Origin of the sequence: Kitasatospora sp. NPDC001547 (assembly GCF_042894165.1) — a bacterium.
In the GTDB taxonomy this organism is placed as follows: domain Bacteria; phylum Actinomycetota; class Actinomycetes; order Streptomycetales; family Streptomycetaceae; genus Kitasatospora.
The window spans coordinates 198,698-223,796 of record NZ_JBIAVL010000011.1 but is presented as its reverse complement, the minus strand read 5'-3'; the positions used below and the strand labels follow the sequence as shown (position 1 = coordinate 223,796).

Sequence of the window (25,099 nt, the reverse complement as noted above, 5' to 3'; positions counted from 1 at the left end):
CACGGCCCTCGACCGTCTCCGCCCGGCGAAGGCGGTCCGGCATGTCCGGCAGATCCGTGAGATTCCGTGAGATCCGGGGGATCCGAGAGATCTGGGGGATCCGAGGCCTCCGACTCCCCGGACGACGTCCGGCACTGGAATTCTGTACCTACTGGTATGTACAGTGATCCGCATGAGCACCCAGGACCGTCTCATCGAGAGCACCCAGGCCCTCCTCTGGGAGCGCGGCTACGTCGGCACCAGCCCCAAGGCCATCCAGCAGCACTCCGGAGTCGGCCAGGGCAGCATGTACCACCACTTCACCGGCAAGCCCGATCTCGCGGCCGCCGCCCTGCGCCGCAGTGCCGACCAGATGCGGGGCGTCGCCGAGGCCGACCTCGCCGCCCCCGGCACCGCCTACGACCGGATCGCCGGCTACCTGCACCGCGACCGCGACGTCCTGCGCGGCTGCCGGATCGGCCGGATGGCCCAGGACCCGGACGTGGTGGCCGACCCGCAGCTGCGCGCGCCCGTCGAGGAGACCTTCGACTGGTTGCGCGGCCGGATCGCCGGACTGATCGCCGAAGGCCAGGCGGCCGGCGAGTTCGCCCCCGGCCTCGACCCGGCCGACACCGCCGCCGCCGTGGTCGCCGTCGTCCAGGGCGGCTACGTCCTGGCCCGCGCCGCCGGCAGCGCCGAGCCCTTCGACCAGGCCGTCCGCGGCGCCCTCGGCCTGCTCGCCGCACACCGCACGGCCTGACCAGTCGTCCTTACCCGCGCCGCCGACCCGAGGGCGCCCGCAGAGCCTTCCCGCAGAGCCCGCCGAACCTGAGGCACCCGCAGAGCACCCGCAGAGCGCCCGCAGAGCCCGCCCGCAGAGCCAGTCGACCCCGAGGAGCCCCACCGTGCACGCCATGCAGTACGAGATCACCCTCCCCGCCGACTACGACATGGGCATCATCCGCCGACGCGTCGCCGACAAGGGCCACCTGCTCGACGCATACCCGGGCCTCGGCCTCAAGGCCTATCTGGTCCGCGAGCGCGGCCACCAGGGTTCGCCCGTCAACCAGTACGCGCCGTTCTACCTCTGGCGCACCGCCGAGGGCATGAACAGCTTCCTCTGGGGAGCGGGCTTCCGCGGCCTGAGTGCCGACTTCGGCCGCCCCGCCGTCCGGCACTGGCTCGGCGCGGGCCTGACCCACGGTGCGTCGGCGGCCCAGGCGGCAGCGGGCGGAGCAGGGGACCAGGTCGGGCCGCCGACCACCGCCACCCGCGAGACCGTACGGCTGCCGGAAGCCGCCGACCCGGCCGAGGCCGTCGAGCGGGCGCTCGCCGACCTCCCCGTGCACCCGGACCTGCACACCGCGGCGGTGGCCGTCGACCTGAGCCGCTGGGAACTGCTCCGCTTCGCCCTCTGGCACGGCCCGGCCCCTGAAGATGTGCCCGGTGTCCGGTACCAGGTGCTGCACCTCTCCCGCCCCGAACTCGACCGGCTGCCGGCCGGCCGCCACTGGTGAAAGGACCCGTCACCCCGATGTCCTCCGCGACCGCTCCCGCCGACACCGGTCTCACCCGGGCCCCGCTCGACCGCGCGGCCGGCCACGCCCTGCTCGCCGACCTCGCCGGTCCGGGCGCCGCCGCCACCCTCGGCGGCCTGGACGCCCTCGCACCCGGCTTCCCCGACTGGATCGTCACCAGCCTCTTCGGCGGCACCTACCAGCGCCCGGGCCTCGCCCTGCGCGACCGTCAGATCGCCAACCTGGCCGCCCTCACCGCCCTCGGCGGCGTCGAGCCGCAGCTCGCCGACCACGTCCGGTACAGCTGGCGGATCGGCCTGACGGAGGCGGAGATCACCGAGGTGCTCGTCCACCTCGCCCCGTACGTCGGCCTCCCCAAGGCACTGGCCGGCCTGCGCGTCGCCACCGCCGCCTTCGCCGAGACGGGCGACCCCGCCAGGACCGCCGCTCAGACCCCCGGGACCGCCGGGACCGCTGAAACGGCTGGGACCGCCGAGAGCACGCCCCCGGAGACCGAGGCATGAGCCGCACCGTCCGCACCGTTCTCGGCGACCTGGACCCCGCCGACCTCGGCGTCACCGACTCCCACGACCACCTCTTCATCCGCAGCCCGCTGCTCCCCGGCCAGGAGCTGGACGATCCGGCCGCCGCCGAGGCCGTCCTGCGCGGCTACGCCGCCGCCGGTGGCCGCACCTTCGTCCAGTGGACCCCGCACGGCCTGGGCCGGGGCGCGGACTCCCTCGCCGCGCTCTCCCGTGCGACCGGCGTCCAGATCGTCGCCGCCACCGGCGCGCACCAGGCCGTCCACTACCCTCCGGGCTTCTTCCCCGAGCTCCCCGCGCTCCCCGAGGCCGCCGCGCTCCCCGCGCTCCCCGAGTCCCCCCGACCCGGCGTCGAGTCGGCCGAGCGCCCGGGCACGTACGCCGACCTGGCGGAACGTTTCGTCGCCGAACTCACCACCGGTCTGCCCGGCGCGCCCGACGGCGTCCGGGCCGGGCTGATCAAGGTCGCGGACGACGCGGGGCCGGCCAGCCGGCACACCCGGTGGACGATGGCCGCGGCCGCCGAGGCCCACCACGCCACGGACTCCCCGATCGCCGTCCACCTCGAAGCCGACGGCGCCCCGCACTGGGTGCTGCACCAGCTGTGCGACCGGCACGGCGTCCGGCCCGACCGGATCATCCTCGGCCACCTCACCCGGCTGCCCGACCGCCGGATGCACCGCGCCCTGGCCGCCGAAGGCGTCCGTCTCGCCCTGGACAGCCCGTCCCGGGCCGGCCACCCCGCCGACCACCAGGCCTTCGACGTGATCGCCGACCTGGTCGAGGCGGGTCATGCCTCCCGACTGCTGCTCGGCGCCGACACCACCACCCGGTCCGCCCGCGCGGCCGGCGGCCCGGTCCGCCTGCTCACCGAGCTCGCCCCGCGCCTGGCCCGCAGCTACGGCCCCGAACTGACCGAGCTGCTCCTCATCACCAACCCGGCCGCCGCCTTCGCCGCCGACTGGCGCGTGCCGTAGTGCGCCCTCGTCGAACGGGCCCCGGACCAGCGGAGCCGGGAGTGGGCGATCCCCGGGGTGCGGGAACCAGCCGAGGGCCCTCCGGCCCGCCGTCCACGGTGCCGGCCATGACGGCGCCGACGCTCCGAACCCTCACGACCGCCGACTGGCCGCTCTGGCGGGACCTCCGCCTCGCCGCCCTGACCGATGCGCCGGAGGCCTTCAAGGCCGGCCTCGCCGACTGGCACCAGGGCGGCGAGGACCGCTGGCACGACCGGCTCCGCCGCGCGGACGCCCACCACGTCGCGGCCCTCCTCGGCGACGACCCGGTCGGCCTGGTCGGCGGCATGCCCGGATCGCCGGATGGCGTACCGGAGTTGCGCTCGCTCTGGGTCGCCCGGCGGGCACGGGGCCGGGGCGTCGCGGACCGGCTCATCGCAGAGGTCGAGCGCTGGGCCCGGGGCACCGGCGGCAGCGCGCTGCGCCTCGCGGTGCTCCCCGGCAACGTGGCGGCGCTCGCCCTCTACCGCCGCCACGGTTTCACCCCGCTCGCGCAGCCCGGCGACCTGCTCGCCGACGGGGTCACCCGGGAACTCCTCCTGGAGAAGTCCCTGGGCTGACCGCTGCCGACGCACCGGAACGAAAGGAACCGGGGCGGCGTCGGGGAGATCCGGGGGACGCGGAGGCGGGGCCTGTGCCGTACGGGGGGCGGCACAGGCCCCGCCTCCACCGGGCCGGCGGGGCGACCGGCGGGTCACATGTGGGTGCCGCCGTCGATGCGCAGCTCGGTGCCGGTGACGAAGGCACCGTCGTCGGAGGCGAGCATGGCGATCACGCCGGCCACCGTCTCCGGGCCGGCGAAGCCCTGGCCGAGGGCGGGGGAGAGCTTGGCCAGCAGGCTGAAGTCGGCGTCGGCGGGCAGGCCCGGGTTGTGGGTCATGCCGCTGTCGATGCTGCCCGGCGCGACGCAGACCGCGCGCAGGCCCTGCTTCGAGTACTCCGAGGCGATGGCGTGGGTGAAGGACTGGATGCCGCCCTTGGTCGCGGCGTACGCGGCCATGTAGGGGTGGGCGAAGCTCGCGGAGGTGGAGCTGAAGTTGACCACCACGCCCCTACCGCCGGCGAGGAGCGCGGGGAGCGCCTCGCGGGTCATCAGGAAGGTGCCGGTCAGGTTCACCGCGAGGAGCTTGTTCCAGAACTCCAGGCTGGTCTCGTGGGTGTGCGAGGAGCGGAGGATGCCGGCCGCGTTGACCAGCACGTCCAGGCCGCCCAGGCCGGCGATCGCCTCGGCGACGCCCGCGACGACGGCCGCCTCGTCCGAGATGTCCAGCACCTGGATGGTCAGGCGGTCCGCGGTGCCCTCGGCGGTGGCGCGGTCCAGGGTCTTCTTCAGACCGTCCTCGTCGACGTCGACGGCGACGACCTTCCCGCCCTCGGCGAGGATCCGGTGCACGGTGGCCTGGCCGATGCCCGAGCCGCCGCCGGTGATCAGGACGTTCCGTCCGCTGAAGCGCTCCATGGTGGTACTCCGTTCGTTCGTGGTCTCTCGACCTCGGGAGACACGGTACGTCGAACTGGCATGTCGTGCCAAAAAGTCTCTTCGTGTCATTCCGTCGTGACATGCCACCCTGGCAATCACCCGCGTAGGCTGGGCTCCGTGACCGGACGCCCGACCCTGACCCAGCGCCGCCGTGAGGCCACCCGCCTGGAGATCGCCCGTACCGCCGCCGCACTCTTCGCCGAGCGGGGGGCGGAGGCGGTCACCGCCGAGGAGATCGCCCGTGTGGCGGGCATCTCGCTGCGCACCTTCTACCGGTACTTCTCCGTCAAGGAGGACGCCGTCGCCCCGCTGCTCGCGGCGGGCGGGCAGGAGTGGGTGGAGCTGTTCGCGGCGAGCCCCGCCGAGCTGCCGATGCGCGAGGCGCTGGAACGCGCGGCGGTCGCGTCGCTGACCCCTGTGGACGAGACGCGGGCCGAGATGATGCGGTGGGCCCGTGGACTGCTGCGCGATCCGAAGCTGAACGCCACCTGGCAGCGCGTCCACGCCGACTCGGAGGAGCGGCTGCGGACGGCCCTCGCCGAGCGCTGCCCGGACGGCACCGACCCGCTGGAGATCCGGCTGGCCTCCGCCGCCGCGACCGCGGCGATCCGGGTGGCGCTGGAGCAGTGGGCGTCCTCCGAGGCGCCCCTCGACGGCCCGGGCTCCCCGCAGGACCTCGGCGCGCGCTGCATGCGCGAGCTCACGGCGGGGCTTCGGCTGTGGGAGCGGACGGGCTGAGCCCGTGGGGGCTCATGCTCCGTCTTCGGCCGGCATCCGACGGCTGACAGCTGACAGATAACAGAATTCAGATGACAACTTTCGAAATCTGTTATCTGAACGTTGTCATCCGTCCGCCCCGCTCCCCGTAGCCTCCCAGCCGCGATCAGCTTTCTCCCAGCTGGCGTTAGGGTTGTTCCTCGCGCCCCGGCGGGGGGAACCGGGGTGACCTCCTCGGATGTCCCCAGCGGAGGGGACTGGAGTTCGAGGCGTGGGAGCAAGTAGGACATGGGTCTGACGAGCCACAAGGTGCTGGCGCTGACCGCACTGGTCGCGGTCGTGATGATGGTCGGCACGGTCTGGTTGTGGCCCAGACTCGCGAAGAAGACCTGGCAGGCGGTGCTCGGCCGGATCGGTGCCCTGCTCGCCACCCAGCTCGCGGTGCTCGCCGCGCTCGGCCTGGTCGCGAACAACTACTTCGCCTTCTACAGCAGTTGGGACGACCTGCTGGGCACCGGCGACACCGGCCCGGTGGTCATACACAACAAGGCGGACGCCTCCGGCCGGCTCATGGTGGAGACGATGGGCCAGGCCTCGGTCAAGGGCGGCGGCGCGATGGGCCGCGAGCCGAGCCAGTCCGGCGAGATCCGCAAGGTCCGGATCGACGGCGCGTCCAGCCGGCTGTCCACCGAGGGCTACGTCTACCTGCCCCCGCAGTACTTCCAGCCGGAGTACGCCCAGAAGCAGTTCCCGGCCGTGATCGTCAGCACCGGATTCCCAGGAATCGCGGAGAACCTGATCACCCGCTTCAACTACCCGGGCGCCGCGCTCAAGCTGCTGCAGGAAGGCCGGATGCAGCCGACCGTCATGGTCCTGGTGCGTCCCTCGCCCGCGCTGCCGCAGGACACCGAGTGCGAGGACGTCCCGAACGGCCCGCAGTCCGACACCTACTTCACCAAGGACGTGCCCTCGGCGATCCAGGCCAGCTACCGGGTCTCCACCGACCCGCAGGCCTGGGCCTTCATGGGCAACTCGACCGGCGGCTACTGCGCGCTCAAGCTCGCCATGCGCCACCCGGACGTCTTCCCGACCGCCGTCGCGCTCTCCGCCTACTACGACGCCGCCGACGACCCGACCACGGGCGACCTCTTCGGCGGCAGCAAGCAGCGCCGCGACGAGGCCAACCTGATGTGGCGGCTGAAGAACCTGCCGCAGCCGAAGGTGTCCGTGCTGCTGGCCGGAACCAAGAAGGGCGACGGCGGCTACCGGCAGGAGACCGAGGCCTTCGTCGACGCGGTGCGGAGCCCGATGAAGGTCTCGTACAGCATGCTGGAGAACGGCGGCCACAACTTCGAGACCTGGAGCGCCCTGCTGCCGTCCTCGCTGGAGTGGCTGTCCCAGCACCTCAAGGTGCCGAACCAGACCGTCTGAACCTGACCGACCGCGAGCCCGAACGAGCGGCCCCGAAGGACCAGACCCTCGACGACCGGACCGCAACGACCGAACCCCCGGAGCCACGGCCCGGGGGTTCGGTCGTTGCGGTCCGCTTCTGGGCCGGTCGGGTCGTTCAGGAGCCTTATGGCCCCCGCCCGGCGGTCCCGCCGCTCAGGCCAGCCGCTCCAGCGTCCCGGTGTGCAGCTCGCCGACCCGGCCGCCCTCGCCCTCGAAGGTCCAGAAGGCCCGCACCGTCAGCTTGCCGAGGTCCATCACATGGCTGACGGTGATCCCGCTCTGCTCGGTCCAGCTGACGAAGTAGATCTCCGGCGCGACCTCGGCGACGTGCAGCCGCACGTCCTCCCACTGGCCCGCGGACTCGCCGAGGCCCTCCCAGCGCAGCCGAGTGCCGTCGGCCGAGTAGGTGTTGCGGAAGGCCGCGCCGTTGTCGGCCTGGAAGAGGTAGGTGCGGCCGGCGAAGGCGGGCAGGGGCGCGGTCATGGTGGGGCGGGTCCTCGTCTCGGTCAGGTCGTGGCTGTCGGGTCGTGGCGAGCACCCGGTCGGGCTCGCCGCTCTTGTGCACGGCGGATGATGTCCGACTCCCAATTTATCCGACCGGGCCCAGTCGGTCAGGTACTCGCCACGGTACGGTCCGCCGCCAGGTCGCCGGCAGGCCACCAGCGCTGCCGGCAGGCCGCTCACCGGCCTGAACCGCCTGGATCGTGCCCTGTCCCCGCCGGCCGGAACCTCCGCCCGGCCCAGCCGCAGCCCACTGCTCCCGGAGAACGATCAACTGGACTGCCAACCGGCGTCGTTGATCGACACCACTGTGAGCTGCGCGACAACGGGGCGGGCCGGGTTGTCCGTTCACGGACGACCCGCCTAGCCTGCAACGGTCGTCCGCCCTCGCGGACCCCGCCGCCGGGACGCCGAGTCCCGTCCACCCGTCGGCGGGTCACCGAGCACCACAGCGGACGGGAGCGGGGGAACCAAGGTCAGCGCCCGGCCCGTACGCCCCCGCGTGCGGCCGCGGCTAGGGGTGAAGCCGTCCCACCGGCGGCCGGGCAACCTCAGCCCGAATCCGACAGCTCACCTCGCAGGCGTCGCAGAGGTCACCCCATGCCCCAGCCTGCCAGCTCCACGCACCGGCCCGCGCTCGCTCTCGCGCCCGCCCGCCGCCGCGGCCCGCGCCACGCCCGTCCGTCCCACCGCGGCCGCAACGCCGCGCTCGCCGCCACCGGGGCGTTCGCCATCAGCGGCGCCGGCCTGCTCGGCCTGCCGTCCGTCAACGGTGCCCAGGCCGCCACCGCGCCGACCGTCACCCAGGACCGGCTCGCCCCCGCCACCATGGTCGCGGGCAAGGCCACCACCGCCTCGCTGGGCCTGCACTCCTCGGCCTGCTTCACCGCGAAGACCGTCGGCGTGGGTGTGCGCGACGCGCGCGGCACCAACCTCGACTTCCCCGGCAACGCCTCCAACGTGCAGATCTGCCCGAGCGGGGTCGGCTTCACCAGCGGTGCGCGCACCCTGCCCGCCGGGACGTACACCCAGTTCGGCTTCTGGCAGGACCTCGGCGGCGGCTGGCACAACCTGCCCTCGCAGCAGCTGGTGGTCTCCGCCACCGGGACGTCCACCCCGACCCCGACCCCGACCCCGACGGCCACGCCGACCCCGACGGCCTCGACGACCCCCACGGCCACGCCGACCCCGACCCGGACGGCCACGCCGACCGCCACCCCCACGGCCTCGACGACTCCCACGGCCACGCCGACCCCGACGCCGAGCACCACCCCCAGCACCACCCCGAGCCCGAGTACCCCGGCACCGTCCTCCCCGGTCGTCGGCAAGTCGCTGACCTGGTCGGACGAGTTCAACGGCGCGATCAGCTGGGGCCAGCGCTGGGTCGGTGACAAGAGCACCGCGTACCGCTACGGCAACCACAACCCGGGCGACAACAAGCTCGACTGGCTGAACAGGAACAACGTCGGCGTCGCCAACGGGGTCGCCACCTTCACCGCCACGTCCGGCGGTCCGGTGCTGGAGAACGGCAAGCAGTCCTGGAACACCGGCTTCCTGACCACCGAGGGCTCCAGTGAGGGCTTCCAGGTCAAGACCGGCGACTACGCCGAGACCCGGGTCAAGCTGCCCGCCGGCAGCGGCGCCTGGCCGGCCCTGTGGACGTGGAAGAACGGCAACGGGGAGATCGACTCCTTCGAGTACCACCCCGACAACCCGAACCTGCTGGAGCTGACCAACCACGTCAACCCGGGCCACGGGAAGTACTACACCGACGCGAGCGCGATCGCGAAGGACCAGTGGGTGACCATCGGCACCTACTACGGCGCCGACTCGGTGGACTGGTACGTCAACGGCGTCAAGGTCTTCTCGGACGGCAAGGGCGTCGGCGCCGGCTGGTCGGCGTACCTGATCCTCAACCTCTCGGTGTGCGCGGGGCAGTACCACCCCGCGCCGCAGGGGACCGCCCCGATCACCTTCGCCGCCGACTACGTCCGCGTCTACCGGTAGGACGGGCGCGGCACGGGCGGGCGCCGCGCGGCGTCCGGGCCCGGCGGACCGCCCCGCCGGCCGGAGGATCCCGCAGACAGGAGGATCCCGCCGGTAGGACCGCTCCTACCGGCGGGACCAAGTGGCTCAGGAACGGGCGATCCTCTCGACCACCGTGATGTCGAACGGCTGCCGGTTGTTGGACTCGTTCCGGTCGTCCGCACTGCGCACCGTGACCGCTCCGCCGCCCAACCTGCCCGCCGGCAGCCGCGGGTCGAGCCGGACCGGGATGAGGGCGGTCGCGCTGCGCGCCTCTCGCAGACCCGGGCCGAACACGCACCGCACGATGCGGCCGTGGGCCGTCACCTGGCAGTCGGACGGGAAGTACGGGCCCTCCGTGGTGACGCCCTCCGGCAGGGCGACCACGACCGTGAACGGGGACGCGGTGGTGTCCGGGCCCCCGTTGCCGACGAAGGCGTGGATGGTGGTGGTGCCGCCGGGGGTGGCCGGGTCCGGGTCGAGCCTGACCACCTCCAGGTCGGAGTCGGAGGTCCGGGCGGCGGCCGGCGCGGGCAGCGTGGAGGCCCCGGACGTCCCGGATCCGGACCCGGCGCCTGCCCCGGGCTCCACCGGCGCGGGCAGGGTGGACGCCTGGGGCGTCGACGGTGCGGGCAGGGTGGAGGCCTCGGGTGTCGACGGTGCGGGCAGGGTGGAGGCCTCGGGTGTCGACGGTGCGGGCAGGGTGGTCGCCGGGGGTGCGCCCGCCGTGACCTCCAGCGCGGGCCGGGGCTCGGGCCGCCGCAGCGCCCAGGACGGGTCGCCGGCCAGCACCATCACCGCGCACCCCGCCGCCACGGCCGCGACCAGCCCGGTCCCGCCGGACCTCCGCCCTCTCGCGGTACGCCGCCCGCCGCGGTGCGGCCCCTCGTCACCCGGTGCGTCGCCGTCCCTTGCGTCGACCCGCACGCCCCGGTGCTGCTGCTCCATCCCCGCTCACCCTGCCCTCGCATCCCGGCCGCCCGCGCCGTTGCGGGCCGCGTCGGCACCAGGGTGGCGGAGCCGCCGCCCGAGCCCGGTGGCAACCCGCCCGTCGTCCGCCCGAACGGATGACGCGACGGGCCGTCCCGACCGGGCCGGCCGACAGCGGGGGCTGACGAGCGGTCAGGGGGCGAGGACCTGCCCCAGCCGGGTCGCGATCTGCTGCATCACCGGTACCAGCGAGGCGGCCCCGGCCGGTTCCTCCAGGGCCCGGATGCGGGCCTCCGGTCCGGAGACCGAGAGGGCGGTGGGCGTCGGCGCGCCCGGGACGGCGAGCGCGATGCAGCGGACGCCGATCTCCTGCTCCTGGTCGTCGACCACGTAGCCGCGCTCGCGCGCCTCGGCGAGCTGGCGCATCAGCTCCTGCGGATCGGTGACCGTGTACTCGGTGTGCGCGGGCAGCGGATTGGGGCCGAGGACGGCGCGTGCCTCGTCCTCGGGCAACTGGGCGAGCAGCGCCTTGCCGACGCCGGTGCAGTGCGGCTGCACCCGTCGGCCGACCTCGGTGAACATCCGCATCGAGCGGCGCGACTGCACCTGGCCGACGTACACCACCTCGCCGCCCTCCAGCACCGCCAGGTTGGCGGTCTCGCCGGTGGCTTCCATGAGCTCGGCCAGGTACGGGCGGGCCCAGCTGCCGAGCAGTCGGCCGGCCGTCTCGCCGAGGCGGATCAGCCGGGGGCCGAGGGTGTAGCGGCGCGCGGTGTCCTGGCGGACATAGCCCTGCTGGACGAGGGTACGAACCAGTCGGTGGATGGTCGGCATCGGGAGGCCGGAGGTGGTGGAGAGCTCGCTGAGCGTGGCCACGCCGCCGGAGTCGGCCAGCGCCTCCAGGAGTTGGAAGGCGCGCTCGACGGACTGCACGCCGCCGCCGGTGCGGTCGGCGCCTGTCGTCGATGCTGGGTCGGGGGTCGCAACCACCGGCGTTCCCTTCGCTGTCGGGGAGGAGTGGAGTCCCGGCGATCTCTTCAACAAATCGTTGAAATTCTGTATCGCGGAAACTAGTCTCCACCTTACAGAATCGAGCTCGCCGACTCGGCGGTCCCGATCGAGGAAGTCCCCAGCGAGGAAGTCCCCAGCGAGTCCCCGAGTGAGTTCGCCGAGCGTCGCCGATCGACTTCGCCGAGCGAGTTCCCTGAGAAGTTCCCGGAAGGAGTTCCCGCCGGAGCTTCCTTCGCCAGGCCCAACCGTCTTAGGAGTGTCCTGCTCATGGCTGCAGATCAGGGGCCCTCGCCCAGCCTCCGGCCGGGGGTACCCCCAACCGCTTCCACCGCCGCTCCGGTCGTCACCGTCGACGGCCCCCGCGTCCACCGGGCGGAGGAGGTGCTCACGCCCGAGGCGGTCGCCTTCGTCGCCGGGCTCCACCGCGCCTTCGAGGGGCGGCGGCAGGAACTGCTGGCCCGGCGCAGGACCCGTCGCGCCGAGATCGCCGCCACCGGCACGCTCGACTTCCTCCCCGAGACCGCCGCGATCCGGGCCGGGGACTGGAAGGTCGCCGGGGCGCCCCGCGCACTCCAGGACCGCCGGGTCGAGATCACCGGCCCGACCGACCGCAAGATGGTCGTCAACGCGCTCAACTCCGGGGCGAAGGTGTGGCTCGCCGACTTCGAGGACGCCACCTCCCCGACCTGGGAGAACGTGGTCGGCGGCCAGGTCAACCTGATCGACGCCTTCGAAGGCCGGATCGACTTCACCAGTGAGACCGGCAAGGCGTACACCCTCAAGCCCGCCGCCGAACTCGCCACCGTCGTGGTCCGCCCGCGCGGCTGGCACCTGGACGAGAACCACCTGCTGGTCGACGGCACCCCGGTGGCCGGCGCGTTCGTCGACTTCGGCCTCTACTTCTTCCACAACGTGGCCCGGCTGCTGGCCAGGGGCGCCGACGACCCCAACTCCGGTCCGTACTTCTACCTGCCGAAGACCGAGAGCCACCTCGAGGCCCGGCTGTGGAACGACGTGTTCACCCATGCCCAGGCCGAACTCGGCATCCCGTACGGCACGATCCGGGCGACGGTGCTGATCGAGACCATCACCGCCGCGTTCGAGATGGACGAGATCCTCCACGAGCTGCGCGACCACGCGGCCGGGCTCAACGCCGGGCGCTGGGACTACCTGTTCTCGATCGTCAAGAACTTCCGCGACGCGGGCGGGCACTACATCCTGCCGGACCGCAACAGCGTCACCATGGCCTCGCCGTTCATGGCCGCCTACACCCGGCTGCTGGTGCGGACCTGCCACCGGCGCGGTGCCCACGCGATCGGCGGCATGGCCGCGTTCATCCCGAGCCGCCGCGACCCCGAGGTCAACGCGGCCGCGCTGGAGAAGGTAAAGGCGGACAAGGACCGCGAGGCCGGCAACGGCTTCGACGGCTCCTGGGTCGCCCACCCCGACCTGGTGCCGGTCGCCCGGGCCTGCTTCGACGCGGTGCTCGGCGAGCGCCCCCACCAGAAGGACGACCCCGGCCCGGCGGAGCCGGTGACCGCCGCCCAGCTGCTCGACGTCGCCGGAGCCGGTGGCACCTGCACCCGCGCGGGGCTGCACAACGCCGTCCAGGTCGGCATCCGCTACATCGAGGCCTGGCTGCGCGGAGTGGGTGCGGTCGGCATCTTCAACATGATGGAGGACGCCGCCACCGCCGAGATCTCCCGCTCGCAGATCTGGCAGTGGATCCACAACGGGGTCGTGCTGTCGGACACCGGTGAGAAGGCCACCGCGGAGCTGGTCCGCGCGCTGGTCGCGGCGGAGCTGGCCGAACTCCTCGCGGAGCTGGGCGAGGAGGCCTACGGTGCGGGCCGCTGGCGCGAGGCCGCCCAGCTCTTCGAACAGGTCGCCCTGGCCGAGGAGTTCGTGGAATTCCTGACCCTCCCCGCGCTTCCTCTGCTGGGCTGAGCCCGGCGGTCCACCCCTTCGTTCCGTACGGCGACGAGTCCGGCCGTCCTCTCCTCGCCGTGCGGAACGGTCTTTTCCACGTAAGGAGTTCACCCATGGCGCGCATGTTCTTCAACGGCCAGGCGATGGTCGGCGGCCCCTTCCACGCCAAGGTCGCCGACTCGCTGATCGGGCCGGCCCGGACCGCCCCCGGCTACCGCTTCTTCTCCATCGACCACAGCGGTGGTACGGACGTCTGCCCGGGGCTGCTGGCGGACCCGGAGGCGGACGCCGCCATCGAGGGCGAGCTGTACGACATTCCCCTGGAACGGCTGCGGGACGTCATCCTGCCGGGCGAACCGCGGGAGCTGGAGCTGGGGGTGATCGAGCTGGAGGACGGGTCCGCGTGCCTGTCGATGCTGCTCTCCCGGGGCGAGCTGGAGCGCGGCGTCCACCGCGAGATCACCCACCACGGCGGCTGGCGCGCCTACCTGGCGTCGATCGGGCGGACGGCCTGACGGGCAGCGGGCGGCGGGCAACCCTGTCCGCCGAACGCCGCGGCCCCGGACCCTCGCCGTGGGTCCGGGGCCGCGGTCCGCACACCCGTCGGGTGTACGGCGCCGGGGGCGCACCGTCCCTGGGCGCCCCCGGAGCGCGGGGTGGGCGTCAGACCGGACGGGCCGCCAGCTCGCGGGCGGCCCGGGCGCAGTCGAGCGCGATCCGGTCCTCGTCGACGGTGGTCAGCCGCCCCTTCTCGACCACCGCGTTGCCGTTGACGAACAGCACCGACAGCGGCGGCAGCGCCCCGAAGGTGAGCGCGGCGACCGGGTCGGCGATGGACGAGTGCATGATCCCGTCGACCTTCCACAGCGCCAGGTCGGCGAGCTTGCCGACCTCGATCGAGCCGATCTCGTCCTGCCGGCCGAGCACCCGGGCGCCGCCCATGGTGCCCAGGCGCAGCGCCTGCCGCCCGGTCAGCGCGGTGGGGGAGCCGTGCAGCCGGTTGATCAGCAGGGCGTTGCGCAGCTCCGTCCCCAGCTCGCCGGACTCGTTGGACGCGGTGCCGTCCACCCCGAGCCCGACCGGGACGCCGGCCCGGATCATGTCGGGCACCCGGGCGATGCCGGCCGCCAACCGGGCGTTGGAGGACGGGCAGTGGGCCACGCCGGTGCCGGTCTCGGCGAACTTGGCGATGTCGGAGTCGTCCATGTGCACGCAGTGCGCCATCCAGACGTCCTCGCCGAGCCAGCCCACCGACTCGAAGTAGTCGGTCGGCCCCATGCCGAACAGTTCCTTGCAGAACCGCTCCTCCTCGGCGGTCTCCGAGCCGTGGGTGTGCAGCCGGACGCCCTTGCTGCGGGCGAGTTCGGCGGACCGGCGGAGCAGCTCGGTGGAGACCGAGAAGGGCGAGCAGGGTGCGAGCGCGACGTGCAGCATCGAGCCGAACGAGGAGTCGTGGTACCGGTCCACGGCGGCCTCGGAGGCGGTCAGGATGGCGTCCAGTTCCTCGACCGCGTGGTCCGGCGGCAGCCCGCCGTCCTTCTTGGAGCGGTCCATCGAGCCGCGCAGCGCGGTGAAGCGCAGGCCGAGTTCCCGGACGGCCTCGACGGAGGCGCCGAGGACGTCGCCGCCGTCCTTCGGGAACACGTAGTGGTGGTCGGAGGCGGTGGTGCAGCCGGACTTGAGCAGTGCGGCGGCGGAGCCCTGGCTCGCGGCGTGGACGAGTTTCTCGTCGATCCGCGCCCAGGTCGGGTAGAGGGCGACCAGCCAGTCGAACAGGATGTCGTCCTGGGCCAGGCCGCGGGTGATCCACTGGTAGAAGTGGTGGTGGGTGTTGACCAGTCCGGGGGTGGCGAGGTGGCCCTGGCCGTCGATCCGGCGCACCACGTTGTCCAGCCACGCGGGGGCGGGCCCGGCGCCCACCGCCTCGATGGTGTTGCCGAGGAGGACGACGTGGCCGCGGGCGTACTCGGTGTCGTTCGCGTCCACGGTGGCGATCGCGACGTTCTCGATCACGATCCGCTGGTCGGCGGGCGGGGGCTGGACTGCCATGGTGTGACTCCTAGGGGGAGGGACGGGAGGGGCGGGCACCGCGGGAGCACCCGCTCCTCCCGGGACCGGTCAGGACGGTGTCGCCGTCGGTGTCGTCGGTGTTGTCGGCATCGTCGGTACCGTCGGCGCCGTCGTGTCGGAGGCCGAGCCGGCCCGGGACCTGCGGCCGGCCCCGACGTGGTGGAACAGCAGGTTGAGCAGGACGGCCGTCACGCAGCCGGCCGAGATCCCCGAGTGCAGCAGGGTCCGGGCGGCCTCCGGGAAGGAGTCGTAGAACGTCGGCACGGCGATCGGGACGATGCCCACGCCGAGCGAGACCGACACCAGGATGGTGTTCGAACCGGACTCCAGGCCGGCCTCCGCGAGGGTGCGGATGCCGCTGGCCGCGACCGTGCCGAAGAGCACGATCCCGGCGCCGCCGAGGACGGGCTGCGGCACCAGGGAGACGACCGAGCCCAGCACGGGGAACAGCCCCAGCAGGACCAGGATGCCGCCGCCGGCCGCGACCACGAAGCGGCTGCGGATCCTCGTCAGCGCCACCAGCCCGATGTTCTGGGCGAAGGCGCTGGCGGCGAAGCCGTTGAAGACGGGGCTGAGCGCGGTGGCCAGGCCGTCGGCCCGCAGGCCGGCGGCGAGGGTGGGTTCGTCGGCCTCGCGGTCGACGATCCTGCCGAGCGCGAGCATGTCGGCGGTGGACTCGGTCATCGAGACGACCATGACGATGCACATCGAGACGATCGCGGCGGCGTCGAACATCGGCGCGCCGAAGTGGAACGGGGACGGGAGCGAGAAGACGTTCGCCTCCTTGACCGCGCCGAAGTCGGCGAGCCCCAGCGGGAAGGCGATCAGGGTGCCGAGCGCCAGGCCGACGAGTAGTGACAGCTGCTGCCAGAAGCCGCGCAGCAGCCGGTTGCAGAGCACCACCGCGACGAGGGTGGTCGCGGCGAGGCCGACGGCCCGCATGGAGCCGTACCCGGGGGCGCCCGGCGAGCCGCCGCGCGCCCAGTTGACCGCCACCGGAAGCAGGGACACCCCGATGAGGGTGATCACGGTGCCCTGGACGACCGGGGGGAAGAACCGGATGAGCTTGCAGAAGTACGGTGCCGCGAGGAAGCACAGCAGCCCCGCGACGATCACCGCTCCGAAGATCACCGGGAGGGCGTCCTTCGGGCCGCCCGTCCTCTCGACGGTGCCCTTGGCTATGGCGATCATGGGCGCGACCCCCGCGAAGGAGACGCCGTTCACGAACGGCAGCCGCGCGCCGATCCTCCAGACGCCGAGGGTCTGGAGCAGGGTGGCCAGTCCGGCGGTGAACAGGCTGGCCGAGATGAGCAGGGCGAGTTCGGCGGGGGAGAGCCCGACGCCGGCGCCGACGATCAGCGGGGGCGCGACGACCCCCGCGTACATCGCGGCGACGTGCTGGAGTCCGGTGGAGAGCAGCTTCGCCGGCGGCAGCAACTCGTCCACGGGGTGGGGCCCGGTCCGGGGCGGCTCGCCGGAGAGCTTGGGCGGCTCCCCGGGGAGCCTGGGCGGATCGCCGGGGAGGTGGGCCGGTGCGCCGGAGTGCTGGGCCGGTGCGCCGTCCGGGCCGGGCGTTCTTGCCGGGGTGGAACCGCCGTCTGTACTGCTGGTGTTGCTGGGTGCCATGTCGAGCCCCTCTTGTGCCCGTGGCTCCCGGCGCGCCCGTGGCGCTGGAGAGCGGCTGGTGCTGGTGCGACCGAGGGTGGGACGGCGGTGCAAGGGCCCCTCGGCGGGCCTCTCCGGTGCCCCGGGCCGGCCGCCGCGAGGCAGACACGAACTCCGGTGGGTGGGGGTGGGGTTGGAGCAACTGCTGGTACGGGTGGCGCGTGGGATGGGGCGGGTGGCGCGGCCGACCCGGACTCGGCCGGCCCGTGGGGGCCGGGGGGTGCGGCGATTCCGGGCGGTGTCCACCTGGCGGGGCGAGTCAGGCGACCGGGATGACCGGGACGACGCCCTCGCGGTGCACGGTGCCCTCGATCAGGCCGTACATGCGGTCCGCGGCGAAGTAGACCTCGTTGTCGTTCTCCAGGCCGAACGGCTCCAGATCGACCAGGAAGTGGTGCTTGTTGGGCAGTTCGAGGCGGACCTCGTCCACCTCGGCCCGGTTGTTCAGGACCCGGGTGCCCATCGCGTGCAGGGTCTGCTGCAGCGAGTAGGAGTAGGTCTCGGCGAACGCCTCCAGCAGGTGCCGCCTCACCTGGGTGTAGGAGCGGTTCCAGTGGGGCTGGGCCTCGCCGTCCGCGCCGCTGTAGCCGAACTTCCAGCGGGCGGTGACCTGGGTGGCGAGGATGCGGTCGTACGCCTCCTGGAGGGTGGTGTAGTCGTCCTTGATGTAGCCCCAGAACTCCGAGTTGGTGGAGTTCAGGACGACCAGGTCCTTCAGGCCGGAGACGACCTGGACGGACTCCCCGTCGTAGACGATCTCGCTGGTGCGGACCTCCTGGCCGCTGCGGACGAAGGAGTGGCCGACCTCCTCCGAGCCGATGAAGCGGGCCGAGCTGTCCGGCGTCCTGATCCGTTCCCAGGCGTACTCCTCGATCCGGATCCGGGCGCTGTGCACGACGCCGCGCTCGGTCTCGTCGACGAAGTGGCGCGCCAGGAGGATGCCGAACGCCTCGGCGGACTCGATGCCGTACTTCTTGGCGAAGGCGTAGACGGTGTTCTTGGTGGTGTCGGTGGGGAGGCAGTTGGCGTTGGACCCGGTGAGGTGGACGTCCTCGAACTCGCCGCGGAGCGCGACCGAGACGTTCAGGTCCTTGATCTCGTGCCGGGTGGAGTCGCGGTGGATCCGGACTATGCGGTTCTCCGCCTTGCCGTACTGGTTCTGACCGAGCAGGTGGGCCATGACGTGGCTCCTAAGCTTGTCAAGGTCGGTCGGTCCTAGCTTCCGCGGTAGACCGAGTATCCGAACGGGTTGAGCAGCAACGGCACGTGGTAGTGGTGCTGTTCGGGCGCGACCGTGAAGACGATCGAGACCTCGGGGAAGAACGGCGGCTCGGCGGACCGGAGCGCGTGGTACGCGCCGGTGTCGAAGAGCAGCCGGACGACCGAGCCCGCCTCCACGGCCGGCAGGTCCCTGACCCGGCCGTCGGAGTCCGTGGCGGAGGCGCCGAGCACCTGCCAGCCACCCTCGGTGCGCAGTGCGAGCTCGACCGGGACGCCCGCGGCCGGGTGGCCGAGGCTGGTGTCGAGCACATGGGTGGAGATGCCAGTCATGGGTGAAGTGGCCTTACTCATGGCGGAGGTGACGAGACGTCGGTCGTCGCGCGCCGTCGGCCGCCCGGGGGCGGCGGTCGACTGCGGGCGGAGCGACGCGATGCGGGCTGGGAGGCGGAAACGCAATGCGGTGACGAGAGGTGACGAGACGTCAGAGGGTGTCGAGCAGCCGGTCGAGCCGAATGTCGTTGATCTTGCGTAGCTCCCCGCGGACGATCTCCGCCTCGGTGGCGGCGTCGTTGGGGTGGCGCTCGCGCAGGGCGGCGAGCATGTCGAGGGCGGTGCGGCCGGTCGCGCAGATCAGGAACACATGGCCGAACTTGGCCTCGTAGGCGGCGTTGGCCTCGTGCAGCTGGTCGAGGACCGTCCGGTCCACGCCCCGGATTCCGGCCTGTTCGCGCTCGGAGGCGGCGTCGCCGGCTATCGGCCTGCCGATCCGGGCGTGGCCGGCCATCGCGTCGCGCAGGTCCTCGGCCGTCAGTGACGCCATGGCCGCCGCGTTGGCGGCGAGCAGGGCCTCACGGTCGGACCAGGGCTTCGCCGCCGCGACGGCGGCGGCCCAGCGGGGGCTGGAGCAGACCTCCAGCAGGATCCCTTCCAGCTCGGCGGCGTCGGCGGCGGCCAGAGCGTCAAGGGCGGCAAGGGCGTGGGGGTGGTTGGTCACGAGTGGACCTCCTGAAGAGTGGTGCCACCCGGAAAAGCTAGATCGACCCCACCCGGCCGTCAACACTTTGTTGAATGGTTGGTGGTTACGTTTCGAACCGGTCCGCGCTGCCGGGCCCCCTTCGGTGTGCGATCCGCCAAGTGTGCCCCGCTGCAGGCTGATCGGGATCTGCCGCGCCGGCGGGGTCACCCGTTCGGAAACCCCCTGGGCGGGGTCCGCGTGCGCCTCGGCGCGCGTCGGGCCGGGCGTCAGGACGGCTTCGTGCCGTCCTGACGGTTCAGGTAGTTGTACACCGTGAAGCGGCTGACGCCCAGGGCCGATGCCACGGTCTCCACGCCGTGCCGGACGGTGAAGGCGCCGCGTTCCTCCAGCAGGGCGACGACCCGCTGCTTCTCCAGCCGGTCGAGCTCGGCCAGCGGGCGGCCGTCGAACTGGCGGGTCATCTCGGCGAGCAGCCGGTCCAGCGCGCTGCTCAGGTGCGGCAGCCGGACGGCCAGGGCGGGGGCGCCCTCCCACTCCAGGACCACGTCGTCGGGCTTCGCCTCGTCCAGCGGGACGGACGTCGCGCCGACCGCGGCCAGCAGCGGCTTCACCGCCGCGGCGAGCGGGTGTTCCACGTTCCCGGTCACGGCGTCCCGTCCTCCTCGCCCAGCACGCTGACCTGGACCGAGATCCGGGTCGCCCCGGCGTCCAGGGTCTCCTTGAGCAGCTTGGTCACCGCGGCGAGGACCTTCTCGGCCTCGCCCTCGGCGCCGGTGCCGAAGGGGCCGACCGACACGGCCAGGCCGGCCTCGTCGACGGCCTTGCGGGCCGCCGCGGCGTGCTCCGGGAACGTGTCCAGTTCGAACGGTTCTGTCGTGAACTCCACCATCAATCGCACGAGGTCACTGTAGCGAGCGGGGGTGCGGGTGGGGCAGGGGGCGGCTGGCCGAGCGGCCCGGGCCCGGGCGGGACGTGCCACCGGGTGTCTTCAACAAAATGTTGCGGCTCCCTTGACACCCGCTCGGCGGCCCGGGGATGCTTCCACCACACAGAATCCAACTTCCGGATCGTGGAAGTAGCGGATGGCGGAAGAGAGATGAGAGGTGAGCGACGTGACGGCGGCCGCCCAGCACGGCTTCACGGTCAACCTGTCGATCCTGTTCGGCGAACTGCCGCTCCTGGAACGCCCCGCCGCGGCCGCCGCGGCCGGCTTCACCGCGGCCGAACTGTGGTGGCCCTTCGGCGCGGAGCACGACCCGTCGCAGGCCGAACTGGACGCGCTGCGCAAGGCGTTCACCGACGCCGGGGTGCGGCTCACCGGCCTCAACCTCCTGGACGACCTCGGCAGGGGCGCCCGCGGCACCGTCTCGGTGCCGTCCGAGCGGGACCGCTTCCGCGCCAACGTCCCGGTCGCCACCGAACTCGCCGCCTCGCTCGGCGCCACCGCGCTCAACGCGCTGTACGGCAACCGGATCGAGGGCGTCGACCCGGCCGAGCAGGACGCGCTCGCGCTGGAGCACCTGGTGCTCGCCGCGCGGGCCGCGCACGGGATCGGCGCCGTCCTGCTGGTCGAGGCCCTGAACAGGGCCGAGTCGCCGGACTACCCGCTGGTGTCGGCCGCCGCCGCGGTCGAGGTGGTCGACCGGGTCAACGCCGCCACCGGCCTGGGGAACGCCAGGTTCCTCTGCGACCTGTACCACCTGGCCAGGAACGGCGAGGACCTGGCGGCGGTCATCGGAACCCACGCCGACCGCATCGGCCACGTGCAGATCGCCGACACCCCTGGCCGCAACGAGCCCGGCACCGGCGACCTGGACTTCGAGGACCTGTTCGCCCGGCTCACGGCCGCGGGCTACAGCGGCCCGATCGGCCTGGAGTACCGGCCCTCCACCGGCGTCAGCGCGGACAGCTTCGGGTGGTTGCCGCGCGAACTGCGCGCCGCCCGGTAGCGGCGCCGCCGGCGCCGTGCGGACCCGCCGCCCGTTCGACCTCCCTCCCCCCGCACACGTAAGGAACTCGACGCGATGAGCCGCAAGCTCGCCTTCATCGGCCTCGGCATCATGGGCAGCCCGATGGCCGCCAACCTGGTCAAGGCCGGCCACCACGTCACCGGTTTCAACCTCACCCGGCCGCCGATCGACGCCCTGGTCGCGGCCGGCGGCCACGGCGCCACCAGCATCGCGGACGCGGTGAGGGACGCCGAGGTGGTGATCACCATGGTCCCGGCCGACCCCCAGGTCGAGCAGGTCGTCCTGGGCGAGGGCGGGGTGCTGGAGCACGCCGGGCCCGGCACCCTGCTGATCGACATGTCCTCGATCACCCCGCAGACCTCGGTCAAGGTCGAGGCCGCCGCCCGGGAGAAGGGCGTCCGCACCCTGGACGCCCCGGTCTCCGGCGGTGAGGCGGGTGCCGTCGAGGCCGTACTGTCGATCATGGTCGGCGGTGCCGCCGAGGACTTCGCCGAGGCCAGGCCGCTGTTCGACGCGCTGGGCACCACGGTCGTCCACGTCGGCCCGACCGGTGCCGGCCAGACCGTCAAGGCCGCCAACCAGCTGATCGTCGCGGCCAACATCCAGGTGCTCGCCGAGGCCGTGGTGTTCCTGGAGAACGCCGGCGTCGACCTCGCGGCCGCGCTGGACGTGCTCGGCGGTGGCCTGGCCGGCTCCACCGTGCTCAACCGCAAGAAGGCGAACATGCTGAACCGCGAGTTCGCCCCCGGTTTCCGGATCGACCTGCACCACAAGGACATGGGCATCGTCACCGACGCCGCCCGCGCCGTGGGCGCCGCGCTGCCGGTCGGCGCCGTGGTGGCCCAACTGGTCGCCTCCGCCCGGGCCAACGGCGACGGCTCGCTCGACCACTCGGCGCTCCTGCGCGGCGTCGAGCGGCTCTCCGGACGCGAGGCCGGATAACGCCTCCGGGGGCTCCCGTCCGGAGCCCCCGCCCCGGACTCCTCCTGGCGGCGTGTACCCATCCGGTCGTGCCCGCGCCGCCAGGAGGTCGGACCCGACCGGCGTGCGGGCCGGGGCTCATCCGCCCGCCCGCCGGTCGACCCGGACCGGTGACGCGTACGTTCCCCCGGGGCACTTCGGTCGTGCCCGTACCCGCCGCCCGGCCCCTCCCCGCCACCGTTCCCCCCAGTGGGCCCCAGCCGCGCCAGCGGCCTCGGTCGAGCGGTTCGCTGCCACCGGCCGTCCGGGCCCATGCTGGACGCACGTCGTAGTGCCATCCGCCGGACCCGTACGGAAGCGAGGACCGCGTCATGCCCCCCACCCCCCACCCGGGCCATGTGGTCGTCGCCCCCGACAAGTTCAAGGGCAGCCTGGAGGGCGCCGAGGCGGCGGCCAGGATCGCCGCCGGCATCCGGCGCGCCGCGCCCGGCACTGAGGTGCGCGAACTGCCCGTCGCCGACGGCGGCGAGGGCACCCTGGCCGCCGCGCTCGCGGCCGGGTTCGCGAGGGTCCCGGCCAAGGTGACCGGCCCGACCGGGCTGCCGGTGGACGCCGCGCTGGCCGTCCGTGACGACACCGCCGTGGTCGAGCTGGCGCAGGCCGTCGGCCTCGCCCGGCTGCCCGGCGGCCGTACCGCCCCACTCGCGGCCGGGTCCTACGGGGTCGGCGAGCTGATCGCCAAGGCGGTCTCGCTCGGCGTCGGGCGGATCGTCCTGGGCCTCGGCGGCAGCGCCAGTACGGACGGCGGGGCGGGCCTGCTGCAGGCGCTCGGGGTGCGGCTGCGCGACGCCGACGGCGCCGAACTCCCGCCCGGTGGGGCGGCGTTGCGCCGGCTCGCGGCGATCGACCTCGGCCCGCTGGCCGACGCCCTGCGCGGGGTCGGGCTCGTGGTCGCCTGCGACGTGGACAACCCGCTGCTCGGGCCGCGCGGCGCCGCCGCCGTCTACGGCCCGCAGAAGGGGGCCGACGGCGAGGACCTGGTGGTCCTGGAGGAGGGGCTGACCCGGTTCGCCGACCTGGTGGCCGAGGCCACCGGGCGGGACGTCCGGGAGGTGCCCGGCGCCGGTGCCGCGGGCGGGGTGGGCTTCGCCGCCCTGGCCCTGCTCGGCGCCACCGTGCGGCCCGGCATCGAGCTGCTGCTCGACCTGCTGGGCTTCGACGGGGCCGTGCGCGGGGCCCGCCTCGTCGTGACCGGCGAGGGGTGCCTGGACGCGCAGACGCTGCACGGCAAGGCCCCCGCCGGAGTCGCCGCGGCGGCCGCCCGGGCGGGGGTCCGGGTGGCCGCGGTTGCGGGCCGGCTGGAGCTCTCCGAGCCCGAGTGGCGGGCCGCCGGCTTCACCGCCGCGATCGCCCTCACCGACCTGGCCGAGCGGCCGGGGGAGAGCATGGCGAGGGCCGCCGAGCTGGCCGAACTCGCCGGGGAGCGGCTGGCCGGCCGGCTGCTGCCGCGCTGAACCCTCGTACACCCGTCCATTGACGTTTTGTTGAAGGCGGGCCTAGGCTCCCGGCAATCCCCCGCCACCGCCCGGGTTCCACCTCCCGCGTCCCCCCGCTCTCGAAGCACCGCGAAGCGCCCTGGAAGCCCCCGGTCACCCGCGAAGCACTTCGGCGTCACCCGCGAAGCACTCCCGCACCACCCGCACCACCTCCCCGGGCACCACCCGCACCACCCGTGAAGCGCCCTCGAACCATCCCGACTCCCAGGTTCCGGAGGTCTCCCATGCCTTTCAGCCAGCCGACGGTGATCCGCTCCCGGCGGGCTGTCCTGCCCGACGGCGAGCGCCCCGCGGACGTGCTGATCCAGGACGGGAAGATCGCCAGGACGGCCCCGCACGGTGCGCTCACGGCCGACGAGGGCGGCCTCGTCGACCTCGGCGCCACCGCCCTGCTGCCCGGCCTGGTCGACACCCACGTGCACGTCAACGAGCCCGGCCGCACCGAGTGGGAGGGCTTCGCCACCGCCACCCGGGCCGCCGCGGCCGGCGGCGTCACCACGATCGTCGACATGCCGCTCAACGCGATCCCGCCCACCACCACCGTGGAGGGGCTGAAGCTCAAGCGGAAGGCCGCCGAGGGCCAGGCCTGGGTCGACCTCGGCTTCTGGGGCGGCGCCGTCCCCGGCAACGTCGCGGACCTCGAACCGCTGTACCGGGAGGGCGTGTTCGGCTTCAAGAGCTTCCTCGCCCCCTCCGGGGTGGACGAGTTCCCGCACGTCGAGGCCGCCGACCTGGCGGCGGCGCTGGCCGAGCAGGCCCGGATCGGCGCGCTGGCGATCATCCACGCCGAGGATCCGGCCGTGCTCGCCGCCGCCCCGCAGCAACCCGGCGTCCACTACCGGGACTTCCTGGCCTCCCGGCCCGCCGACGCGGAGACCGCGGCCGTCGCCCGGCTGCTCGACACGGCCCGGACGACCGGCGCCCGGGTGCACATCCTGCACGTCTCCTCCGCCGCCGTGCTGCCGCTGCTGCGACAGGCCCGCGAGGACGGCGTACGGGTGACCGCCGAGACCTGTCCGCACTACCTGACCCTGGCGGCCGAGCAGGTGCCGGACGGCGACACCGCCTTCAAGTGCTGCCCGCCGATCCGCGACGAGGCCAACCGGGACGCGCTCTGGCAGGCCCTGGCGGACGGCGAGTTCGTCGCCGTCGTCTCCGACCACTCGCCGTCCACCCCCGACCTCAAGCTGCTGCCCGAGTACGGCGGCAGTGGGGACTTCGCGGCCGCCTGGGGCGGTATCGCCTCGCTCCAGCTGGGCCTGCCGGCCGTCTGGACCGAGGCCCGCCGACGCGGCCACACGCTGGCGGACGTGGTGCGCTGGATGTCCGCCGGACCGGCCGAACTGGTCGGCCTCACCGGCACCAAGGGCGCCATCGCCGCCGGCCACGACGCGGACCTGGTCGCCTTCGACCCGGACGGCGAGTTCGCCGTCCGGACGAGCGGGCTGCACCACCGCAACCCGGTGACCCCCTACGCGGGCCGGACCCTCACCGGCGCGGTGCGTGCCACCTGGCTGCGCGGCCGCGAGGTGGATCCGGCGGCCCGGCCCTTCGGCCGGCAGCTCGCCCGGCCCCGCTCCCACCCCACCACCAACCCGTCCGAACGCGCCTAGAGGAGAGT

Annotated in this window: 25 protein-coding genes and 1 riboswitch; of the genes, 14 read left to right on the top strand and 11 right to left on the bottom strand. The window is 73.4% G+C overall.

What is annotated here, in order from left to right; all coding sequences use genetic code 11:
- The first annotated feature begins 172 nt into the window (after nucleotides 1-172).
- From ACFY0X_RS21650 to ACFY0X_RS21630, 5 genes are all read left to right on the top strand, one after another.
- Nucleotides 173-739, top strand: coding sequence for a TetR/AcrR family transcriptional regulator (locus tag ACFY0X_RS21650; RefSeq protein ID WP_387756783.1), 567 nt, complete (start codon nucleotides 173-175; stop codon nucleotides 737-739).
- Between the two features lie 145 nt (nucleotides 740-884).
- Nucleotides 885-1,496, top strand: a complete 612-nt coding sequence (locus ACFY0X_RS21645; RefSeq protein WP_387756782.1) for a DUF4865 family protein — start codon at nucleotides 885-887, stop codon at nucleotides 1,494-1,496.
- 17 nt (nucleotides 1,497-1,513) lie between these two features.
- Nucleotides 1,514-2,020, top strand: coding sequence for a carboxymuconolactone decarboxylase family protein (locus tag ACFY0X_RS21640; protein WP_387756781.1), 507 nt, complete (start codon nucleotides 1,514-1,516; stop codon nucleotides 2,018-2,020).
- On the top strand, nucleotides 2,017-3,015 hold the full coding sequence (locus tag ACFY0X_RS21635) for a phosphotriesterase (protein WP_387756780.1): 999 nt from the start codon (nucleotides 2,017-2,019) through the stop codon (nucleotides 3,013-3,015). Before ACFY0X_RS21640 ends, ACFY0X_RS21635 begins: the two co-directional genes overlap by 4 nt.
- Nucleotides 3,016-3,122: 107 nt before the next feature.
- Nucleotides 3,123-3,614, top strand: coding sequence for a GNAT family N-acetyltransferase (locus ACFY0X_RS21630; RefSeq protein WP_387756779.1), 492 nt, complete (start codon nucleotides 3,123-3,125; stop codon nucleotides 3,612-3,614).
- A gap of 134 nt (nucleotides 3,615-3,748) precedes the next feature.
- On the opposite strand, the gene ACFY0X_RS21625 is transcribed toward ACFY0X_RS21630, so the two are convergent.
- Nucleotides 3,749-4,513: an SDR family NAD(P)-dependent oxidoreductase gene (locus ACFY0X_RS21625; protein WP_387756778.1), complete on the bottom strand. Its 765-nt coding sequence runs from the start codon at nucleotides 4,511-4,513 to the stop codon at nucleotides 3,749-3,751.
- 138 nt (nucleotides 4,514-4,651) lie between these two features.
- Here ACFY0X_RS21625 and ACFY0X_RS21620 point away from each other — a divergent pair, with 138 nt between their 5' ends.
- Both ACFY0X_RS21620 and ACFY0X_RS21615 read left to right on the top strand, forming a co-directional pair.
- The gene (locus tag ACFY0X_RS21620) at nucleotides 4,652-5,272 is read left to right on the top strand and encodes a TetR family transcriptional regulator (RefSeq protein ID WP_387756777.1); all 621 of its coding nucleotides are present in this window, start codon (nucleotides 4,652-4,654) and stop codon (nucleotides 5,270-5,272) included.
- 267 nt (nucleotides 5,273-5,539) lie between these two features.
- Entirely contained in the window at nucleotides 5,540-6,682 is a 1,143-nt protein-coding gene (locus ACFY0X_RS21615; RefSeq protein WP_387756776.1) for an alpha/beta hydrolase, read from the top strand.
- Nucleotides 6,683-6,856: 174 nt separating this feature from the next.
- Here the strand turns inward: ACFY0X_RS21615 and ACFY0X_RS21610 are convergent, their stop codons facing one another.
- Nucleotides 6,857-7,186 carry a MoaF N-terminal domain-containing protein gene (locus ACFY0X_RS21610; protein WP_387756775.1) on the bottom strand — a complete coding sequence of 110 codons (330 nt, stop codon included), beginning with the start codon at nucleotides 7,184-7,186 and terminating at the stop codon, nucleotides 6,857-6,859.
- Between the two features lie 452 nt (nucleotides 7,187-7,638).
- A riboswitch (cyclic di-AMP (ydaO/yuaA leader) is annotated at nucleotides 7,639-7,803 on the top strand.
- Nucleotide 7,804: 1 nt separating this feature from the next.
- On the opposite strand from ACFY0X_RS21610, the gene ACFY0X_RS21605 reads away from it, so the two are divergent.
- Complete coding sequence (locus tag ACFY0X_RS21605) at nucleotides 7,805-9,211, top strand: hypothetical protein (protein WP_387756774.1); 1,407 nt, start codon at nucleotides 7,805-7,807, stop codon at nucleotides 9,209-9,211.
- A 126-nt stretch (nucleotides 9,212-9,337) separates the two neighbouring features.
- Here the strand turns inward: ACFY0X_RS21605 and ACFY0X_RS21600 are convergent, their stop codons facing one another.
- Together ACFY0X_RS21600 and ACFY0X_RS21595 are read right to left on the bottom strand one after the other, a co-directional pair.
- Complete coding sequence (locus tag ACFY0X_RS21600) at nucleotides 9,338-10,177, bottom strand: hypothetical protein (protein ID WP_387756773.1); 840 nt, start codon at nucleotides 10,175-10,177, stop codon at nucleotides 9,338-9,340.
- Between the two features lie 174 nt (nucleotides 10,178-10,351).
- Nucleotides 10,352-11,149, bottom strand: coding sequence for an IclR family transcriptional regulator (locus tag ACFY0X_RS21595; RefSeq protein ID WP_387756772.1), 798 nt, complete (start codon nucleotides 11,147-11,149; stop codon nucleotides 10,352-10,354).
- Nucleotides 11,150-11,437: 288 nt separating this feature from the next.
- Between ACFY0X_RS21595 and aceB the strand changes: the two genes are divergently transcribed.
- Together aceB and ACFY0X_RS21585 are read left to right on the top strand one after the other, a co-directional pair.
- Complete coding sequence (aceB, locus tag ACFY0X_RS21590; RefSeq protein ID WP_387756771.1) at nucleotides 11,438-13,117, top strand: malate synthase A; 1,680 nt, start codon at nucleotides 11,438-11,440, stop codon at nucleotides 13,115-13,117.
- A 95-nt stretch (nucleotides 13,118-13,212) separates the two neighbouring features.
- Nucleotides 13,213-13,614, top strand: a complete 402-nt coding sequence (locus ACFY0X_RS21585; protein ID WP_387756770.1) for a gamma-glutamylcyclotransferase — start codon at nucleotides 13,213-13,215, stop codon at nucleotides 13,612-13,614.
- Nucleotides 13,615-13,762: 148 nt separating this feature from the next.
- Here the strand turns inward: ACFY0X_RS21585 and ACFY0X_RS21580 are convergent, their stop codons facing one another.
- The 7 genes from ACFY0X_RS21580 to ACFY0X_RS21550 form a co-directional block, all read right to left on the bottom strand.
- Nucleotides 13,763-15,148 carry an 8-oxoguanine deaminase gene (locus tag ACFY0X_RS21580; protein WP_387756769.1) on the bottom strand — a complete coding sequence of 462 codons (1,386 nt, stop codon included), beginning with the start codon at nucleotides 15,146-15,148 and terminating at the stop codon, nucleotides 13,763-13,765.
- 69 nt (nucleotides 15,149-15,217) lie between these two features.
- Nucleotides 15,218-16,795 (bottom strand): nucleobase:cation symporter-2 family protein, encoded by a 1,578-nt coding sequence (locus tag ACFY0X_RS21575; RefSeq protein WP_387756768.1) that lies wholly within the window; start codon nucleotides 16,793-16,795, stop codon nucleotides 15,218-15,220.
- Nucleotides 16,796-17,093: 298 nt separating this feature from the next.
- Nucleotides 17,094-18,014 (bottom strand): factor-independent urate hydroxylase, encoded by a 921-nt coding sequence (gene pucL / locus ACFY0X_RS21570; protein WP_387756767.1) that lies wholly within the window; start codon nucleotides 18,012-18,014, stop codon nucleotides 17,094-17,096.
- A gap of 35 nt (nucleotides 18,015-18,049) precedes the next feature.
- On the bottom strand, nucleotides 18,050-18,385 hold the full coding sequence (gene uraH, locus ACFY0X_RS21565; protein ID WP_387756766.1) for a hydroxyisourate hydrolase: 336 nt from the start codon (nucleotides 18,383-18,385) through the stop codon (nucleotides 18,050-18,052).
- A 151-nt stretch (nucleotides 18,386-18,536) separates the two neighbouring features.
- A complete protein-coding gene (gene uraD, locus ACFY0X_RS21560; protein WP_387756765.1) occupies nucleotides 18,537-19,049 on the bottom strand; it encodes a 2-oxo-4-hydroxy-4-carboxy-5-ureidoimidazoline decarboxylase in 513 nt (170 codons plus the stop codon).
- Between the two features lie 248 nt (nucleotides 19,050-19,297).
- Complete coding sequence (locus ACFY0X_RS21555; protein WP_387756764.1) at nucleotides 19,298-19,678, bottom strand: helix-turn-helix domain-containing protein; 381 nt, start codon at nucleotides 19,676-19,678, stop codon at nucleotides 19,298-19,300.
- Nucleotides 19,675-19,920 carry a thiamine-binding protein gene (locus ACFY0X_RS21550; RefSeq protein ID WP_387756827.1) on the bottom strand — a complete coding sequence of 82 codons (246 nt, stop codon included), beginning with the start codon at nucleotides 19,918-19,920 and terminating at the stop codon, nucleotides 19,675-19,677. Before ACFY0X_RS21550 ends, ACFY0X_RS21555 begins: the two co-directional genes overlap by 4 nt.
- Nucleotides 19,921-20,134: 214 nt before the next feature.
- On the opposite strand from ACFY0X_RS21550, the gene ACFY0X_RS21545 reads away from it, so the two are divergent.
- From ACFY0X_RS21545 to allB, 4 genes are all read left to right on the top strand, one after another.
- Entirely contained in the window at nucleotides 20,135-20,980 is an 846-nt protein-coding gene (locus ACFY0X_RS21545; RefSeq protein ID WP_387756763.1) for a TIM barrel protein, read from the top strand.
- A gap of 75 nt (nucleotides 20,981-21,055) precedes the next feature.
- On the top strand, nucleotides 21,056-21,943 hold the full coding sequence (locus tag ACFY0X_RS21540; RefSeq protein WP_387756762.1) for a 2-hydroxy-3-oxopropionate reductase: 888 nt from the start codon (nucleotides 21,056-21,058) through the stop codon (nucleotides 21,941-21,943).
- A gap of 350 nt (nucleotides 21,944-22,293) precedes the next feature.
- Nucleotides 22,294-23,436 (top strand): glycerate kinase, encoded by a 1,143-nt coding sequence (locus ACFY0X_RS21535; protein WP_387756761.1) that lies wholly within the window; start codon nucleotides 22,294-22,296, stop codon nucleotides 23,434-23,436.
- A gap of 266 nt (nucleotides 23,437-23,702) precedes the next feature.
- Nucleotides 23,703-25,091: an allantoinase AllB gene (gene allB, locus ACFY0X_RS21530; protein ID WP_387756760.1), complete on the top strand. Its 1,389-nt coding sequence runs from the start codon at nucleotides 23,703-23,705 to the stop codon at nucleotides 25,089-25,091.
- Nucleotides 25,092-25,099 lie beyond the last annotated feature (8 nt).

Bases quoted from the DNA above. Each gene is read 5' to 3' on its own strand.
- ACFY0X_RS21610 (WP_387756775.1), bottom strand. From the start codon at position 7,186: ATGACCGCGCCCCTGCCCGCCTTCGCCGGCCGCACCTACCTCTTCCAG.
- ACFY0X_RS21635 (WP_387756780.1), top strand. From the start codon at position 2,017: ATGAGCCGCACCGTCCGCACCGTTCTCGGCGACCTGGACCCCGCCGAC.
- ACFY0X_RS21625 (WP_387756778.1), bottom strand. From the start codon at position 4,513: ATGGAGCGCTTCAGCGGACGGAACGTCCTGATCACCGGCGGCGGCTCG.
- ACFY0X_RS21585 (WP_387756770.1), top strand. From the start codon at position 13,213: ATGGCGCGCATGTTCTTCAACGGCCAGGCGATGGTCGGCGGCCCCTTC.
- pucL (WP_387756767.1), bottom strand. From the start codon at position 18,014: ATGGCCCACCTGCTCGGTCAGAACCAGTACGGCAAGGCGGAGAACCGC.
- ACFY0X_RS21615 (WP_387756776.1), top strand. From the start codon at position 5,540: ATGGGTCTGACGAGCCACAAGGTGCTGGCGCTGACCGCACTGGTCGCG.
- ACFY0X_RS21600 (WP_387756773.1), bottom strand. From the start codon at position 10,177: ATGGAGCAGCAGCACCGGGGCGTGCGGGTCGACGCAAGGGACGGCGAC.
- aceB (WP_387756771.1), top strand. From the start codon at position 11,438: ATGGCTGCAGATCAGGGGCCCTCGCCCAGCCTCCGGCCGGGGGTACCC.
- ACFY0X_RS21630 (WP_387756779.1), top strand. From the start codon at position 3,123: ATGACGGCGCCGACGCTCCGAACCCTCACGACCGCCGACTGGCCGCTC.
- ACFY0X_RS21550 (WP_387756827.1), bottom strand. From the start codon at position 19,920: ATGGTGGAGTTCACGACAGAACCGTTCGAACTGGACACGTTCCCGGAG.
- ACFY0X_RS21580 (WP_387756769.1), bottom strand. From the start codon at position 15,148: ATGGCAGTCCAGCCCCCGCCCGCCGACCAGCGGATCGTGATCGAGAAC.
- ACFY0X_RS21575 (WP_387756768.1), bottom strand. From the start codon at position 16,795: ATGGCACCCAGCAACACCAGCAGTACAGACGGCGGTTCCACCCCGGCA.
- ACFY0X_RS21605 (WP_387756774.1), top strand. From the start codon at position 7,805: ATGCCCCAGCCTGCCAGCTCCACGCACCGGCCCGCGCTCGCTCTCGCG.
- uraH (WP_387756766.1), bottom strand. From the start codon at position 18,385: ATGACTGGCATCTCCACCCATGTGCTCGACACCAGCCTCGGCCACCCG.
- ACFY0X_RS21640 (WP_387756781.1), top strand. From the start codon at position 1,514: ATGTCCTCCGCGACCGCTCCCGCCGACACCGGTCTCACCCGGGCCCCG.
- ACFY0X_RS21650 (WP_387756783.1), top strand. From the start codon at position 173: ATGAGCACCCAGGACCGTCTCATCGAGAGCACCCAGGCCCTCCTCTGG.
- ACFY0X_RS21540 (WP_387756762.1), top strand. From the start codon at position 21,056: ATGAGCCGCAAGCTCGCCTTCATCGGCCTCGGCATCATGGGCAGCCCG.
- ACFY0X_RS21535 (WP_387756761.1), top strand. From the start codon at position 22,294: ATGCCCCCCACCCCCCACCCGGGCCATGTGGTCGTCGCCCCCGACAAG.
- allB (WP_387756760.1), top strand. From the start codon at position 23,703: ATGCCTTTCAGCCAGCCGACGGTGATCCGCTCCCGGCGGGCTGTCCTG.